Raw genomic sequence first — 16,384 nt, 5'->3', positions numbered from 1 at the left:
GACCTCCTACGTGGACAGATTGGACTCCACCTGTTGCCGTTCATATTGTTCACGGTACCAGCCGTTCATGGCAAGCAGCTCCTGGTGGGTTCCTTCTTCCGTAATTTTCCCGTGCTCCAGTACGATGATCCGGTCTGCATGTTCAATGGCGGACAGGCGGTGTGTCGAGATCAGCGTTGTTTTGCCCGAGCGTTTGTTGCGTATATTTTCAATGATTTTGGCTTCCGTTCTTGCATCGACTGCGGATAAGGCATCATCCAGGATCAAAATGTCAGGATCGGCAATAAATGCACGTGCCAGAGATACCCGCTGTTTTTGTCCGCCGGAGAGGGCAATCCCTTTTTCACCAACAAGAGTATCCAGCCCATCGGATAAAGTACCCAGATCTCCATCAAAAGCTGCCGTACGAATCGCTTCCATAATGACTTCATCACTTGCACCCGGTTTGCCAAATTGAATGTTCTGGCGAACCGACTTGGAGAACAGCACCTGCTCCTGTGGAACGTATCCAATCCAGCTGTGCAAGTCATCCTTAGCGATCTCCTGGATCGGATGCCCGGATATACTTAATGTACCGGAGCCGGCAGGGTATTCATGAAGCAGCTGTTTAAGAAGGGTAGACTTACCACTTCCCGTACGCCCAACAATACCGAGTGTTTGACCCGGGCGAAGGGAGAAGCTGACATGGCTAAGATTATCGACCGTCGAACTTGGATAACGGAACGTCACATCCTGCATCGAGATGACTTCAGGATTCGTAATATGAGCAGGCTGATCCACGTCTTGGACAGCAGGTTCTACAGACAAGGTTTCGTTAACCCGGTCCAGGGAGGCACTGCCGCGCTGCATCAGGTTAATCAGCTCACCAATGGCGAACATGGGCCAGATCATCATCCCCAGATACATGTTGAACGATACGAGATCTCCAAGGGTGATTTCATTGTGAAACACAAGATAGATGCCGTAGGCAAGTGCGATGACGTAACTGAGACCGACACATAGCCGAATCGTTGGTTCGAACAGTGCATCCATCCTGGCAACAGCGAGATTTTTGCGATAAACGTCTTCAGTGACATCAGCGAACCGCTTCTGGTCCAGACGTTCCTGAACATAGGCGCGCACTACGCGAATACCTGCGATGGATTCAAGCACCTGATCATTCATGTCCCCGAAGGCATCCTGTGCCAAAGTATACCGTTGATGCACAGCTTTCCCGTAGATCATCATGGCAATGGCGATAAACGGCAAAGGCAGGATTGCGGCAAGGGTCAGTTTCCAGCTCACCAGAAAACCCATAGCGAACAATACTGTTGCCAGGAAGGCAGTAGAGTCAGTCAGTGTCAGCATGCCGAAACCTGCTGTTGTGGCAATGGAACGAAGATCATTGGTGGCACGAGCCATCAGATCTCCCGTTCTGTTTTTCTCAAAGAAAGGCGGAGTCATCCGCAGCAGGTGATCCATGAATCGCGAACGCAGCAAGCGTTCAACCAGATTTGCACCACCAAACAGTTTGTGCATCCATATGTACGTGGTCAGATAGATAATAACGACTGTTCCTAGAATAAGTAAGATGTAACGTGTGAGTGAGGCACCAGTGATGGAACCGCGCACAATCTCGTCAATGGCATTGCCGAGAAGACGAGGGGGCAGCAGTTCGGCTACACCCACGAGAATGAGCAAAATGACACCAATCAGGTATCGTTTGCGTTCCAGCCGGAAGAACCAGGCTAGGTTTTTGAGTACAGAGAACAAGTGGTATCCCTTCCTTTCGAGTGTCGGTGAAATACGTTATCTGCTCATGTTTACCGATTTGTACCCACAAAAAAAGACATACCGCACGCAGGCGGTATGTCTTGGATATCAATCATACGGCGCATGGCTCCGAGAGCAGAGCCACCGCTGAACATAAGTATCATAAGTGTGCATTACAGCTAATCTGATTCAAGATTACTGTGATGCTGACTTAGAAACGGAATAACGATTTCGAGGGTGCTCCGGTATTTAATTGTGAGCTGATTAGACCATCCATATGACTGTTAAACACCGTAATCACCCTTTCTGTTTTGGAAATAAATTGAATGTGGATCTCGTATGTTTGCATCTTAACACCGCCTTTTGCGATCTGTCAAACTTTTTTCACATTTGCACTATCGGCTATTTTTGTGGTGTAATGTTTGAACTCAAGCCAATCAAGCGATATGATGTAACATATATATAGAGAAGGAGCTGAATCAAATGAGTACCATACATGTATCTGACCGTGCTGCTCGCTGGTACAAGGAAGAACTGAACTTGAATGAAGGAGACAGCATCCGATTTTTCGCCCGTTATAGCTCCGGCGGAGGCCTCCATCCCGGTTTTTCACTGGGGATCGCCGTGGAGGAACCGCGCCATCCGGCAGACCAAACAGAAGTATCTGGCATTCACTTTTTTATGGAAGATCACGATTACTGGTATCTGAAAGGCCACAAGCTGCATGTTGATGTTGTGGAAGAAGGACAAGATATCGAATATCGTTATACTGAGGTCTAATCAGGTTTAAATGGCAATAAATTCAGGGGAGCATCTGTAACGAGCTGAAAGAGCTGGAATGAAATGCGGCTAAGTATCGATTGTATCGCTGGCTTCTGCCGGCTTCGAACAGGAGGGATAAGTATTGAATCCGCCAGCCCGAGATCTGGCCCAGTATATTGCAAATCGCTCTCATATTGTGGTGAAGGCTGCAGTCAGGGCCGAGAACGAACAAGGTGAATTGTTGTTAATCCAGCACGCCGAGCAGGGGCATTGGCGTATCCCCGTTGGCCGGATGCGTCCTGGCGAGGCCATTGAAGATGCGGCTCATCGGGAACTGTGGGAGGAGACAGGATGGACGGCAAGCAGCATGATACTTGAAACGCTGCATTCGGGTCCGGATCTGAGACACCTGCATTCCAGCGGGGATGAGGACTATTATGTCATCGCCCTGTTTCGGGCACTAATCCTTCAGGATCGTCTGGTGGAATCCCGTGTAAACAGTGAGGCAGGGTTGAAGTTTTTTGATCCGGCTTCGCTGCCACTTCTGAATGGCCTCAGCCGGTTGTTACTAGAACGCTCAAAAATGGAATAAAAGCACACAAAAGAAGCCTTTCCCTGCTGGAAAGGCTTCTTTTGTGTGTTGTCCCATGGGGTGTTGTAAGAGTCTGGATGGCTAAACCTGATCGAGTGGCTCTTCATCCATCGCAAAATCAAAATCGTCAATATCAAATACTTGCACAGGCGCGGAAGATTCTATTATCCGAGCGATCAGCTCAACCTGATCCGTAAGAATCGGGATACTCAGGCGCTGTGAAGTGAGCAGCAGTTCTGTCTCAATGGGATCGAAATACTCACCATACTGAGCTGTATCCACTGCATTGATAATGGCGATGGAAACCTGATCACCGAACAGAATGGACGGACTTTTTGCCCATGGAACAGATAAGGCCCGTTCGATTTTCTTCTTGTTCAGCGGTTCTTCAAAATATGAAATCATCTCGTTAATCTTTGTTTTTACATGCTGATCATCAGCCGGGTTATCCATCAAAGGGTCTGGGCTGATCTGAAATTCATATAACTCCAAGACGGTGGTATAAGGAACAATATATTCAACAGGCGCGGGCGGCGCGAGCAATTGACCGTAAATAGCCACCATCACGGCTTCTGTAATAAACTGACGTGACATAGGTAACTGAATCCTCCTGCGGCCATTAATAATTGCGAGGTGAATCAATTTTATAATGCAAACGAATACAAATGAAATTGATTTCTCTGCTATGGACATGGGTGCATGAATTGCATGAATAGTAGTATATCATACAACGGTGGGAAATACAGCCAGTCAGCAGAAGGATGTCAAGTCCCAACTTCGATCAGGATTTGCCGAGCAGCAGTGATAGAATGCCCGCTGCAATCAGTGGCCCTACGGGGACACCTTTAAACAGGGCTACCCCAAGTACGGTTCCAATAAGGAGTCCTGCAACTACAGTTGGTTGCGTGCTCATGAGAGTAGCACCCCGTCCACCCAGGTAAGCCACCAGTAAACCAATACCAATTGCAAGCAGCGATTTCCAGTGGAGGAAAGACTCCCCGATCGTCTGCAGACTCATCTTACCGCTGGCTAGTGGCGCCATGACCCCGATTGTCAAAATGATAATGCCAAGCGTAAGTCCGTATTTTTCAAGCCAGGGAAAAGCCTGATTCAAATTCAATACCCGCAGCAGCAGTAAAAATACCATGGCTACGGTCACAGGTGTATTGCTGCTGATAATACCGAGTGCTGCGAACACGAGCAACAGCAAGGAGGTCATATCCATCGATTTCAATTCCCCTCAGCCTGCCCGCGCTGCCGACTTACGATATGCTCTGCAATGTATCTGCCATGCCAGCGTCCAGACTCAATGAATACTTCATTGGCATTGCGTCCTGAAGCAATTACCCCGCCGACATATACACCTGGTACACTGCTTTCCATGGTTTGCACATTGTACACGGGTTTATCCAGATCATCAGACATTTCCACGCCCACAGAAGCAAGCAGTTTTCGGTCCGGACGGAACCCGGTCAGTGCCAGAACAAAATCGTTATCGAGCTCACTTGTTGATCCGTCTGCATGAAGCAGGCGAATGGAATCGTCCAAAATTTCATTAACACGTGCGCCGAGATGCAGTGTAATGCGGCCTTTCTGCACCATGCTTTCAAACAGCGGACGTACCCATGGCTTAATATGCTCCGACAGACCCGAACCGCGATACACCATATCAATGTGGGCTCCGACACGGACCAGTTCCATGGCTGCATCCACGGCTGAATTGCTGCCCCCGATAATTGCGACACGTGTACGGGTGTAAGGATGAGCTTCCCGGAAATAATGAGTGACTTTATCTTTGTCCTCTCCAGGAATACCGAGATAATTCGGGTGGTCAAAGTAACCTGTTGCCACAACTACATTCCGTCCCTTATGGACAATGGTTTGCCCGCGGCGATTGACTGTATGTACTTCAAAGGTGTCATCGTTACTGCGCTTGATCTCTCGGGCTTCCTCATAATTATGAACACGCAGCCCGAAGTGTTCGGCTACTTTGCGATAATAGGCGAGTGCCTCATAACGAAACGGTTTGTCGTTCGGTGTACTGAACGGCACGTTTCCGATCTCAAGCAGCTCGGCTGTACTGAAAAACTGCATATGGGTTGGATACAGATAGATGGATTGTACAATATTGTACTTCTCTACAATTACAGCTGAGAGACCCAGCCGTTCACATTCAATGGCAGCAGACAGACCACAAGGTCCTCCGCCGATGATAATTACATCTTCCATGTTCATATTCCTCCTTCTTTCAAGCAATATTATCCTACCGTAAATAGTCATGTAATGCCAGTTTCACCGGGGGATTGGCTAAAGAAAAATGGCTAAATACCGAGTTTGACTTTACAGTGGGAAAAGATTAACATCAAATTAGATAGTTATCTAAATTAAGAGGTGATGTTCATGCAACTGGAGAAAATTGTGGCTTATCATAAAGCTCTGGCTGATCCTACCCGGCTCCGGATGCTGCTATTACTGTCTCAGGGTGAACTGCACGGACAGGCACTTGCCGAGCGGCTTAATCTGTCGCAACCAACAGTTACTCATCATGCATCGAAGCTGAGAGAAGCGGCGTTGATCAAGGAGCGGAGAGAAAAAAATACGGTGTTTTTCTCTCTTAATCCATCTTTTATTCGTGAACATGCGCAAGCTTCCGTTGATTTTATTTTCAAAAGGGAGGAGGTAGCCGATATGAGCGATGTGAATGAAACGCTAAAAGCGTCCGTAATGCGAAACTTTTTCTCCAAAGATGGACGATTGCGTCAAATCCCGGCCCAATACAAGAAAAAGCTGATCGTACTTGGTTATTTGGTTGAGCAGCTTGAATTCGGGCGCAAATATACGGAGAAAGAAATCAATGATTTTATACGTACCTACCATGAGGATTTTGCCACGATTCGACGGGAATTTATCATGCATCAATTTATGTACCGGGAGGATGGGATCTATGAACTTAATCCGAAGGAAATGTGGACTCGTTGGGATCAGGTAAAATGAACAATTCCATTAAGTGCAATTGAAGCAAGTAAAATAAACTACATTAGGCAAAAATAAAATTGGGCTTGACAACTGCAGAGTACACTGTGTAACATGTTGGATAAATCTACAAGGGAGGCGATGTTATATGACAAACGTAATGGCAGTATACGTTAATTTGAATATGGACAGCGTCTCCGGAACGGATCAAAGCATGTAATTTTACGGGTATTGGACAGGTACGTCCATAGCGTAGAATAAATTACATGTACAAATGAAGCCACGGGTGACGCACCCGTGGCTTTTTGGTTGCCGATAAAGGGGATGTTCCTGTATTGCCTGTGGCAGATTGTTATATTCAACGGTCTGCTGGTAGGAGATGCTAGGAAGCTCTTGATTCTGTTAACTTCTAATTGCCGCGGGCGTTTTATTGCTCGTGGTTTATTTGTGTCTGATCTAAACCGGAGTGTTCAGATTGAATTGTGGTCAAGAGAAATAAACAAACACATTGTGGGAGGAATATGAATTTGCATAATCACATGGAGAAGTATGGCTGGTCCGCCAAATGGCAGGAATTGTGGCAGCAATCAGGGATGGACGAACTAATGAGAACACCGGCGCGAATCATTGCAGACCACGGACAATTGCAGCGTCTGATTACAACTGAAGGTGAATGCTGGGGAAGGGTATCGGGACGGATGCGTCATGACAACCTGGAGACAGGGACACTTCCTGCAGTGGGAGACTGGGTCGCCATTACGGGGCAGCCGGGTGAAGAGGCTATAATTCACGGTATTATACCAAGGCAGAGCCGGGTATCCAGACAGGCAGCCGGGCCAATAACGAAAGAGCAGCTGATTGCGGCAAACGTTGACACGCTGCTGATTGTCACAGCTCTTAATCATGATTTTAATCTCAGACGGTTGGAGAGGTATATCATGATGGCCTGGAATGGAGGAGTTAGACCCGTCATCATTTTAAGCAAAAGCGATCTATGCACCGATGTGGAGGGAAAAACCGCAATGGTAGAAGGAATTGCTCCCGGGATCGAAGTGCTGGCGTTGTCGGCAATTGAGGACCAGGGTAAAGCATTACTTGAAACCTATCTGCAGCCAGGGACCACAGTAGCCTTGACGGGTTCTTCTGGCAGTGGCAAGTCCACCATGGTGAACTGGATGATGGGGGAGAATGTGCAGCTTACGCAATCCGTCCGGGAGGACGACAGCCGGGGCAGACATACAACAACACATCGGGAGATGTTTGTTTTACCACAGGGTGCTGTGCTGATTGACACTCCGGGCATGCGTGAGCTGAATCTGTGGGACGAAGGCAATGACGGTCTTTCCCAGGCGTTTAATGAAATTGAACAGCTCGCTGCAGAATGCAGATTCGTTGACTGCAGTCATACACGGGAAGCCGGATGTGCAGTTAAAGAAGCGATTCAGAATGGAGCACTGGAAGAAAAAAGGCTAAACAATTACCTGAAAATGCAGAAGGAATTACAATTTCAACAGCGGAAGGAAGCTGTTGCATCCAAACGGCGAACAGCCTCAAGCAAACCCGTGAGCTCACGTAAACCCAAACATTCCCGCAGCGTAAGCGATTGGGAAGAAGCCTGAAATCAGGCGGGCATCCTGGTGACTTCAGCATAGAATAGGTCAGGAGGGATGTCATTATGCCAGATTACAGAATTATCGTGGATCTGACCGACCACATGTTATATCTTTTGGATGGCAATCAGGTTGTTAAGGGTTACCCGGTGGCAACAGGAAAAGTTCTCACAGAGACTCCAAGTGGGGAATTTACCATTGTCAACAAACAATCGAACCCAGGAGGACCCTTTGGTGTGCTGTGGATGGGATTATCCAAGCCCCATTATGGTATCCATGGGACGAATGAACCTTCATCGATTGGTAAGTCTGTATCGCATGGATGTATCCGCATGTACAATTCGGATGTGCTGGATCTCTCTTCGAAGGTATCTGTAGGCACAAGAGTAACGATCCGGTCTTAGGGCCGGATTGTTAGCATCCCGGATCTGGACTTAATGGATGTATTTGGAATTATGGATCTTCATGCATATAATAATGTAAAGTCACTTCAATAAGCCGGAGAAGGTGAGAGTTAGTCGATGCAGATCAGACAAGCCCGTGAAGGGGATGCAGAAGCCATTGCCCATGTACATACAGAGAGTTGGAAGACAACGTATCGCAATATCATACCGGATGATTTTTTGGATCATTTGACTACTGAATCAAGATTATCCCAATGGGAGCAGACCATACGCTCTGACGAAAAAAATCAGATTCTGGTGGTGGCTGAACAGCCCAATGGGGAAATTGTCGGATTTGCCTGTGGAGGAAGGGAGCGTGAGGGCAAGCTGCCTTATGATGCAGAGCTATATGCCATCTATTTGCTGAAAGAGGTTCAACAAACGGGTATTGGTAAGCAGCTGGCTGCGCATGTTGTACATTATCTTCACTCCCGGAACATGAGACGTATGCTTATTTGGGCATTGGAGCGAAATTCAGCATGCCGTTTTTATGAGAAGATGGGCGGAACTCCTGTTCATACGCAGTCCATTCGAATTGGAGGGCAACATCTGACCGAGATAGCATATGGCTGGGAAGATTTAAACTTGTTTGGCAGATAGGCACCATGTCCTTTGGATTGAGTAGAGCCAGTGTGACACGTTTGCGCAATCTTTAATCAGGTTAAGGATGTACTACACTTCTTATAGAAGGAAGACAATTAATTTGATTAGGAGGCGTTCGGTGGCGATTGGGTCATCGAGAAATTCACACGAACCCGTTGGATCAGTCTTCAACATTAATACCGGGATTACCCGGGTACCAAGTAACCAGATCTTTCGAGAAGGATCGACATAGAATGCGAAAGTCCGCTCAAAGCTTGATGGGGCAGGCTTTTGCACGTTTTTACATAGAGAATGAGGAGGTCTGTAAATCCGAGGAAAAAGCTGTTTGGTGCTCTCGCATTCTGGTTATTTATGGATACACGGGAGTAGCGATCCGTAAATCCAAAGGTAAAGGGGCTTGAATTCCATGTCCATTGACCGTTTTATTTTGAGAAAGCTGAACACCTGTCAGGAAGAGCATACACGTGCCAATTTGGTCCGGCTGTTTGTTATACGCATTCGCAGAGCCGAGATCGCAGAGGAGCATGAAACCGCTTATGCCGTTAGCAGACTACATTAAAATAGATAGAGCAGCAGTTGTTCGCATCAAAAAAGGAAGCTTGTCTTACATGACAGCTTCCTTTTTCCTTGTGTTGCATATGCAATTTCTTTACCGACTCTTCTTAATAAAGGGACAAGGCCAGAGAGTCATTTTCACTGCGGCTGTGCAGAATCGCTTCACAACCGACAATCTCAATACTAATCAAAGAGTGCAGACACTTTTGCAAAGCTCGTTTACCATTACTGATTTTATGCTCAAGGGCACTGCTAAGTAATCTTAATGTCTTTTGCATAGGTTGTTTGTTTTCTTGATTGAAATATACAGGGATTGATTTGTTTTGAAATGTTATTAGTGTTCTCACTAGAAATCACCTCACGAGAGTTATTTCATACTGGTTATATTAAATTCCAATGCTTAAAATTACCTTAAAATCAGCTTATGAAAACATAAAGGTAGCCAATGTTTGAAAAGTGTTCACAATTTGATTGTGGACGAAGCAATAAGAAGTCCCAAAAATCGAATGTTATCTCCCATTTATATGGAAGAAAATTGCGGATTTTCGCATCCTCGCAACAATTAACGAGAACAATGCCTCAAAAGTTCTGAGTCCAATGGACGATATTTTAATATTTATGTGGGTCATATGTAACAAAAATACAGGTTGTACATTGCAAACAGGGTGTTAATGTAAGAAAATAAGGGTTGGAAAAGGATTTATCCGCATTTTTTTGATTTAATTTGACATTAGGACAATTTACATATGAGACCATGGGAGGGATTGTGATGATTCTTACCGTGTATTCCGGCCGGGAGGAAGGCGAATGGTTCGATATTGAGGTCCCGGATGAGTGTACGATTGAACATCTGAAGACTTTGCTGGGGGTGCGGATATTCGGGCAGGCACCTGGTGATGGCATTCAATACATCCTTGAAGCGAAATTCCCCGAAGGTTTGTGGTTCTCTCCGCAGAACTCCCAGCAGCTGATGGAAACGGGCCTGCGGCAAGGAAGCTGTGTACGGGTTCAGCGGGCATTCTCCACCACTACAGAAGAAGCGCCAGTGTACGGAAGACGCTCTTTGTTTCAGCAGGACAGCAACGAATGAGGCTTCTTGACGTATACATCATTATCGAACCCATTATAAGGAGGTCTTCTCTTCGTGAATGTGTTATATCAACGTTCTCCAAGAATGACACCGGTTCTTAAGGAAGAAAGGCTGGAAATTCTCAGACCTCCAACAGAACCGAGCAAACCTACGTTTTCAATGATTTCTATTATTATACCGATCATGATGACGATGGTCAGCATCGGATTCTACGTATATATCAACATGACGGGCAAAATGGGCAACAGCAGTTATATGATGTTTCAGATGATGACTGTCATGATGATGCTTACGTCATACACCATTCCGTTCTTTGTGTATCTGAGTAACAAAAAAACGTATCGCAAAAAGATTGAAGAACGGAAAACCATGTATCGTGCCCAACTGGATAAGCATCGTGAAGAGCTCAAGGAAGCCCAGGCAGAGCAGGTCAAGAGCCTGTACGAGATTCATGGCGATCCCAATGTTTGTCTGCAAGTGGTGAAGAATCGAAACAGCTCCCTGTGGGAACGTTCCCCGGAAGATGATGATTTCTTGCAGGTACGGATTGGTACGGGAGAAATCCCTTTCCGGATCAAACTTCAGGTTCCGCGCGTGGACGGCTATGAAAAAGATGAATTAATTGAAGCGGCCCATGAACTTGCCGCAGAATTTGAGACGGTATCCGATGCATCCATAACGCTGCCACTATTCCAGTCGAAAGTCATGGGATTGGTAGGAAATCGGGAGGAAGTCCTTGCTTCCCTGCGCGTCATCATTTCACAGCTGACTGTTCGGCATTCGCCGGATGAATTGAAGATTGCTGCCTTTTATGAAGAAAAAGAAGCAAAGGAATGGGACTGGCTGCGCTGGTTACCCCATATCTGGGATGAAGATCAGGGACAACGCTATATGGCCGACAGGCACAGCGGTGCGCATCAATTGGCGGACAGCTTGTTTTCCGTGTTAAACCGTCGTCGGAACAACAAAGAAGATCGATACAAAAAAAGTGTGCAGACTCCATGTTATGTGGTTGTTCTCTCGGACACGCAGCTTATTGAAGAAGAGCCTCTTCTTCCATTATTGCTCGAATCTGCACAGGAGATTGATGTGTGCACCATTATTTTGGCGAACCGCAAGGAATCCCTTCCGATGCATTGTCAATTGATCATGGAAGCATCCAAAGGCAAGGGCGTGTACATCAAAAAAACGGAAGATGCTGACGTTGTACAGCAGACTTACACACCGGACGTGATATCAAAAGAGACCGCTGAGGCACTCTCACGTTACATGTCTCCCATTCGGCTGAAGCGATCTTCCGCTTCGGACATTCCGCAGATCCTTCCGTTATTTGATATGCTTGGCACCTCTCGTGTTGAAGATCTCGATGTAATCACCCGCTGGGGCCAGACAAGATATCCAGATACGTTGCCTGTACCCATGGGCGTGCGCGCAGGTGGCAAGAAAATAGCCATCAACTTACATGATAAAATTGAACGTCAGGGTCACGGCCCGCACGGATTGATTGCAGGTACGACGGGTTCAGGTAAAAGTGAGGTCATTCAGTCAATCGTGGCTTCGCTGGCTGCGGAGTTTCATCCCCATGACCTGGCCTTTATGTTGATTGACTATAAGGGCGGCGGAATGTCCAATACGTTCGTAGGCTTGCCTCACGTGGTGGGTACGATTACTAACCTGGATGGCAACCTGATTGAACGTGCCAACATCTCACTTCGTGCCGAACTGGTTAGAAGGCAAAAAATATTGAATGATGCCGGGAACCTCCAGCACATAGATGAATATTACAAAATTTTACGTTCCAGACATGAACAGCCACTGCCGCATTTGGTCATTATCATCGATGAGTTTGCTCAATTGAAACGGGACCAACCGGAGTTCATGGATGAATTAATTAGTATCGCAGCTATTGGCCGGACACTGGGTGTCCATCTTATCCTGGCAACTCAGAAGCCGGCAGGTGTAGTGGACGATAAGATATGGAGTAACTCCCGCTTCCGCATCTGTCTTCGTGTACAGAGCGAAGGGGATAGCCGCGACATGATCAAAATCCCTAATGCGGCTTGGATCACCAAGCCGGGTCGTGGATATTTTCAGGTCGGCAGTGATGAAGTATTCGAGGAAATGCAGTTTGCCTGGAGTGGGGCGCCTTACAACCAGCAGGAGGATACGACCACTGTACTGCCTGTCATGGAAGTGCGTCTTAACGGCAAGAGAGAACCACTTTTGACGGGCGAACGCAGAGCTGTACTCAAAGGGGAAGATGTCCCCAAGCAGCTTCAGGTCTTTATCGACTATGTGGCACAGTCTGCAGCTGACGCAGGAATCAAGCGGTTGCCGGGTCCTTGGCTGCCGCCTCTTCCGGAGACACTGGAATGGGAAAGTCTTGCGGATTGGCAGGAAGAAGAGCACAGGGAGCTGCTGCTTGACGGCGGAGCTAGTGGCTTGAAGCCGGTAGTCGGTCTGCTTGATGATCTGCCCAACCAGCGTCAGATGCCCCTTGCGCTTCCGGTAGATCAGGGGCATTTGATTGTGTACGGCATGCCAGGTTTGGGCAAAACGACCTTTGTTCAGACCTTGCTGATGTCGCTCGCACGTTCCCGTCGTACAGATCCATGGCATGGATATATTATTGATATGGGTCGAATGATGAAGGACTTTGCAGGTCTGCCGCAGATCGGCGGTGTGCTGATGGCCGAAGAGGAAGACCGGATCAAGCGGTTATTCCGTTATATTCTGAAACTCTCAGCACAGCGTAAGGATATGATTTCGGAAGCCGGGGTTAAAACGATTTCGGCTTATCGTCGTACAGCACATGCGGCCGTACCTCAAATTGTGGTTGTAATTGATGGATATTTATCATTCCGTAATGCTTATCCGGAAGAGAATGAACTGCTTGAAACGATTCTGCGTGAAGGCGGAAGTCTCGGAATTACCTTCATCCTTACTGCCAATCGGGTAACTGATGTGTTCGAGAAATTCAGAAGCAACATACCAAACGCAGTATCGTTTGAATTATCCGATCCAAGTGATTATTATTACGCAGTGGGCCGGCCTTCCAAGGCACCAAGCCAGCTTCCACCAGGTAGAGGTCTGGTGAAAGGACAGGTACCACCATTAATGTTCCAAGCGGCTTTGCCATCGTCCGGTGAGGATGAAGGGAAACGTTCGTCTGCTCTCCGCGGAATGATCGCAGAGATTCGGAATAGCTGGACAGGAGAAGAGGCTCCGCAAATAGCTCCGCTTCCTGAGGAAGTGAAGCTCAAGGATTTACTCATAAGTTCAGGTTCGTTTAATCAAGCAGGAGAAATTTCTACCGTAAATGTACCTGTCGGCTTGCTGACAGATGATTTGGAGCCTTTCCTGCTCAACCTACGTGAAGGTCCTCATTTTATGGTCACAAGCCCCATGGAAGGCGGTAAAACGACATTTTTGCTGACATGGATGTTATCACTGGCCTATCATGCTTCTCCGGAAGACGTGCAAATATATACAGTAGATATGAGATATGGTACTGGAGGACTGGGGGAAATCAGCAGTTTGCCCCATGTCCGTGGACATGTGTCTCGTGAAGAACAGCTTGCACCTGTCATCCAACAGTTGTACGATGAAGTTCTAAAAAGAGGCGAGTTGAAGGGTGGACCGGAAATCGTGCTTGTCATCGATGATGCGGATACCCTGTCCAAACAGTTGAATGATTTTAATGTGAAAGACCAATTGGGAGCGATTGTCCGTCAAGGTCGGGACCGGGGAGTGCATGTGATTCTATCGGGCGTTCCTGCCGATTTCCCAACCTTCGGCTCTGACTGGGTAAGTGATGTCAAGGCTTCCCAGAGCGGATTGTTATTCGGGACTTTAGACCCTAATGATCTCTCGTTCTTCCGTATACCTTATACTGAATCCGGAGGCAGTTCAGCTGGGCTGAAGGTACTGCCACCAGGTCAAGGTTATTATGTAAAACGTAAATATTCCAGGGTTAAAGGTGCAGTTCCATGTGATGACAGCTGGAAAATGACTAATTGGATTTCTGAAATTCGTGACCGATGGCATGTTGTAGTTTGAGGGGAGGTGGCTCATAATGTTGACGGTTCATGATTCCAAGCAAAAGGTAGTCACTTTGCAAATAAAAGAACTTTTTTTCCTGGCCGGTATTCTCGGTTCAGACCGATTGCTTGGCGTTGAAGACCCATTCCGCGGTTACATGGCAGAAGACATTGCTGTGGAGTGGGAGCGCGTCAAAACTTCTCTGCTCGACAAGGGATATTTGATTCAGGATCAGGACAGCAATGAGCTGATCATGACACCGACCGTTTTCTCCAGGGTAGCCATTGCAGGATTATCTGACAGGGCTTGCTGGATCCGCTACACGTGCAGCGGTACTTCGTATGAAAGTTATATACATTGCACAGACGAGCGGGTCGTTGAAGTATCCCGTGTTGCTGATGAACCGGACTCCTACCGGTTATCCGATCTCGGGAACGTTCGTGAGGCAATTGACTTCCTGATTCAACGTATGAAGTGGAGCGGCCATTCTCCTGCGGAGAAGCCGGCACTGATGTGCTCCAAGAAAAAATTTTATGATGTTATGAATGAGCTTAGCGACAAGGAAGAATCCGCAGTGGCTGATGAGCTGGCGCAGGAGACGAACGATCCGGAAGGGTCGCTTGCGCTTGCACGTTGTCTGATTAACAAAGAATCAGACGGGGAACTGCGATTGCTTGTATGGAACGGAGAAGGTTGGAAGTCACAATCTGCAGCTTTTGCAGCAAGTTCTGTATCCAACTGGTTGTTCCGCATGAGCACAGCCGCTTCAGATGATTGGCTTGTTGCGGCACTGACGACGAGAGAACAGTTTCACGAGATGCTGCTGGACTGGCTTAAACAGCCTGCAGGGGAAGAGGAAAGGTGATGGTAAATGCGCATTCGTGTGGAACCGGATGTGCTTCGGGCACTGAGCAGGCAGATTCAGTATGCGGCGGAGCAAATACAGCAAAAGATGACAGTGTTGGAACAGGCGATTCATTCGCTGGAGTGGGATATTGAATCCCGCGCTGCGGTGATGAGTGAATGGAGTCACAGCAAGCGACTCGGCGAAGATGCGGTGCGTCGTTTTATGGACTTAAGCGTGCAACTGGGACGCAAGGCCTTGTTATTCCAGCAGGCAGATATGGAGTATCGTACAGTGCTGAGTCATGTGAACACAGCCTATGGCAATGCGGTCAACATGCTTAACGTTCTTGAAAACAATGGTGCAGGGAAAATCTTGCCTGCGCATTCCGCAGCTGCTGCTGTAGTATCCGATCCCCTTTCCGCGGTGGCGGCAGTATACCGGGTGCAGGATGCTGCGCCGCCCGACGGATCCCCCGCTACCCTGATTCAGGCGATGCAGCCTGAACCTGTAGCGTGGAGATTCACAGATCCTGCCTTTCGCGGGAGAAGAGGAACCGAACCTGTGGTTTCCTGATTAGGCAGGTTGCAGAGGTCTAAAAGAAGGACAGCAGAAAGTGAATTTTTTATGTAAATAGTCTGTTAGGGGAAGTTTCAATCCTAAAAAATGGGGTAAATAGGATTAGGTCCTTCGGCTTTTGTTCGATCGATCCTGGTATAGTACAATTTGAACAAGCAAACATTTAATTGCACAAACCAAGGAGGAAATTACACATGGCAGGACGCATTTTAGTTACCCCAGAACAACTTGATCAGGTTTCTAACCAATTTAAACAAAGCGGTGAGCAAAGTCAGCAAATCGTATCTACATTGACTCAATCCATCACAAGCATGGAAGGACAATGGGAAGGTATGACGAAACAACGCTTCTTCCAGGAATTCCAGGAAGCAAGCAAACAAATGCAATCTTTCGTTCAAACGCTGAACAGCATCAGCGCGGAACTGACGGCTATTGCCAACAAATTCCGTACAGCTGACCAAGCTCGCTAAACTGCTTTACATAGATCAGGCCGAAGTCATCTCTGACTGGGCTCTGAATCATACGCAGGCAGCAAGCTGA

General features: G+C 47.4%; 18 protein-coding genes. 13 read left to right on the top strand and 5 right to left on the bottom strand.

Translation table 11 applies throughout. The features are described 5' to 3' along the window. Nucleotides 1–6: 6 nt before the first annotated feature. Nucleotides 7–1,752, bottom strand: coding sequence for an ABC transporter ATP-binding protein (locus AB3N00_RS06755; RefSeq protein WP_413033891.1), 1,746 nt, complete (start codon nt 1,750–1,752; stop codon nt 7–9). Between the two features lie 483 nt (nt 1,753–2,235). Here AB3N00_RS06755 and AB3N00_RS06750 point away from each other — a divergent pair, with 483 nt between their 5' ends. Continuing rightward, nucleotides 2,236–2,532 carry a HesB/YadR/YfhF family protein gene (locus AB3N00_RS06750; RefSeq protein WP_347381441.1) on the top strand — a complete coding sequence of 99 codons (297 nt, stop codon included), beginning with the start codon at nt 2,236–2,238 and terminating at the stop codon, nt 2,530–2,532. A 124-nt stretch (nt 2,533–2,656) separates the two neighbouring features. Beyond that, nucleotides 2,657–3,106, top strand: coding sequence for an NUDIX domain-containing protein (locus AB3N00_RS06745; RefSeq protein WP_413033890.1), 450 nt, complete (start codon nt 2,657–2,659; stop codon nt 3,104–3,106). 81 nt (nt 3,107–3,187) lie between these two features. On the opposite strand, the gene AB3N00_RS06740 is transcribed toward AB3N00_RS06745, so the two are convergent. From AB3N00_RS06740 to AB3N00_RS06730, 3 genes are all read right to left on the bottom strand, one after another. Then, nucleotides 3,188–3,700, bottom strand: a complete 513-nt coding sequence (locus AB3N00_RS06740; protein ID WP_175395981.1) for an ADP-heptose synthase — start codon at nt 3,698–3,700, stop codon at nt 3,188–3,190. 187 nt (nt 3,701–3,887) lie between these two features. Then, nucleotides 3,888–4,331 carry a DUF441 domain-containing protein gene (locus tag AB3N00_RS06735; protein ID WP_413033889.1) on the bottom strand — a complete coding sequence of 148 codons (444 nt, stop codon included), beginning with the start codon at nt 4,329–4,331 and terminating at the stop codon, nt 3,888–3,890. A 5-nt stretch (nt 4,332–4,336) separates the two neighbouring features. Then, the gene (locus tag AB3N00_RS06730; RefSeq protein ID WP_413033888.1) at nt 4,337–5,335 is read right to left on the bottom strand and encodes a YpdA family putative bacillithiol disulfide reductase; all 999 of its coding nucleotides are present in this window, start codon (nt 5,333–5,335) and stop codon (nt 4,337–4,339) included. Between the two features lie 171 nt (nt 5,336–5,506). Here AB3N00_RS06730 and AB3N00_RS06725 point away from each other — a divergent pair, with 171 nt between their 5' ends. The 6 genes from AB3N00_RS06725 to AB3N00_RS06700 all read left to right on the top strand — a co-directional run bounded on the left by AB3N00_RS06725 (nt 5,507) and on the right by AB3N00_RS06700 (nt 9,294). Further along, complete coding sequence (locus AB3N00_RS06725) at nt 5,507–6,100, top strand: metalloregulator ArsR/SmtB family transcription factor (protein WP_175395978.1); 594 nt, start codon at nt 5,507–5,509, stop codon at nt 6,098–6,100. Nucleotides 6,101–6,600: 500 nt separating this feature from the next. Beyond that, on the top strand, nt 6,601–7,698 hold the full coding sequence (gene rsgA / locus AB3N00_RS06720; protein WP_413033887.1) for a ribosome small subunit-dependent GTPase A: 1,098 nt from the start codon (nt 6,601–6,603) through the stop codon (nt 7,696–7,698). 56 nt (nt 7,699–7,754) lie between these two features. Further along, a complete protein-coding gene (locus AB3N00_RS06715) occupies nt 7,755–8,093 on the top strand; it encodes a L,D-transpeptidase (RefSeq protein ID WP_413033886.1) in 339 nt (112 codons plus the stop codon). A 117-nt stretch (nt 8,094–8,210) separates the two neighbouring features. Further along, entirely contained in the window at nt 8,211–8,732 is a 522-nt protein-coding gene (locus tag AB3N00_RS06710) for an N-acetyltransferase family protein (RefSeq protein WP_413033885.1), read from the top strand. Nucleotides 8,733–8,968: 236 nt separating this feature from the next. Beyond that, entirely contained in the window at nt 8,969–9,136 is a 168-nt protein-coding gene (locus AB3N00_RS06705; RefSeq protein ID WP_413033884.1) for a hypothetical protein, read from the top strand. 5 nt (nt 9,137–9,141) lie between these two features. Continuing rightward, nucleotides 9,142–9,294, top strand: coding sequence for a hypothetical protein (locus tag AB3N00_RS06700; protein ID WP_175395974.1), 153 nt, complete (start codon nt 9,142–9,144; stop codon nt 9,292–9,294). Between the two features lie 103 nt (nt 9,295–9,397). Here the strand turns inward: AB3N00_RS06700 and AB3N00_RS06695 are convergent, their stop codons facing one another. Beyond that, nucleotides 9,398–9,637 (bottom strand): hypothetical protein, encoded by a 240-nt coding sequence (locus AB3N00_RS06695; protein WP_095287663.1) that lies wholly within the window; start codon nt 9,635–9,637, stop codon nt 9,398–9,400. Nucleotides 9,638–10,059: 422 nt separating this feature from the next. Between AB3N00_RS06695 and AB3N00_RS06690 the strand changes: the two genes are divergently transcribed. From AB3N00_RS06690 to AB3N00_RS06670, 5 genes are all read left to right on the top strand, one after another. Further along, nucleotides 10,060–10,380, top strand: a complete 321-nt coding sequence (locus AB3N00_RS06690; protein ID WP_062326145.1) for a hypothetical protein — start codon at nt 10,060–10,062, stop codon at nt 10,378–10,380. Nucleotides 10,381–10,434: 54 nt separating this feature from the next. Then, nucleotides 10,435–14,439: a type VII secretion protein EssC gene (essC, locus tag AB3N00_RS06685; RefSeq protein WP_413033883.1), complete on the top strand. Its 4,005-nt coding sequence runs from the start codon at nt 10,435–10,437 to the stop codon at nt 14,437–14,439. A 16-nt stretch (nt 14,440–14,455) separates the two neighbouring features. After that, entirely contained in the window at nt 14,456–15,286 is an 831-nt protein-coding gene (locus AB3N00_RS06680; RefSeq protein ID WP_413033882.1) for a hypothetical protein, read from the top strand. 6 nt (nt 15,287–15,292) lie between these two features. Continuing rightward, nucleotides 15,293–15,841: a WXG100 family type VII secretion target gene (locus AB3N00_RS06675; RefSeq protein WP_413033881.1), complete on the top strand. Its 549-nt coding sequence runs from the start codon at nt 15,293–15,295 to the stop codon at nt 15,839–15,841. A 197-nt stretch (nt 15,842–16,038) separates the two neighbouring features. Beyond that, nucleotides 16,039–16,314, top strand: coding sequence for a WXG100 family type VII secretion target (locus tag AB3N00_RS06670; protein ID WP_017689071.1), 276 nt, complete (start codon nt 16,039–16,041; stop codon nt 16,312–16,314). The last annotated feature ends 70 nt before the right edge of the window (nt 16,315–16,384 follow it).

The organism is Paenibacillus xylanilyticus, assembly GCF_047246825.1.
Lineage (GTDB): Bacteria > Bacillota > Bacilli > Paenibacillales > Paenibacillaceae > Paenibacillus > Paenibacillus xylanilyticus_B.
The sequence above is the reverse complement of the archived record's forward strand: the minus strand, read 5'-3'. Positions and strand labels throughout refer to the sequence as shown.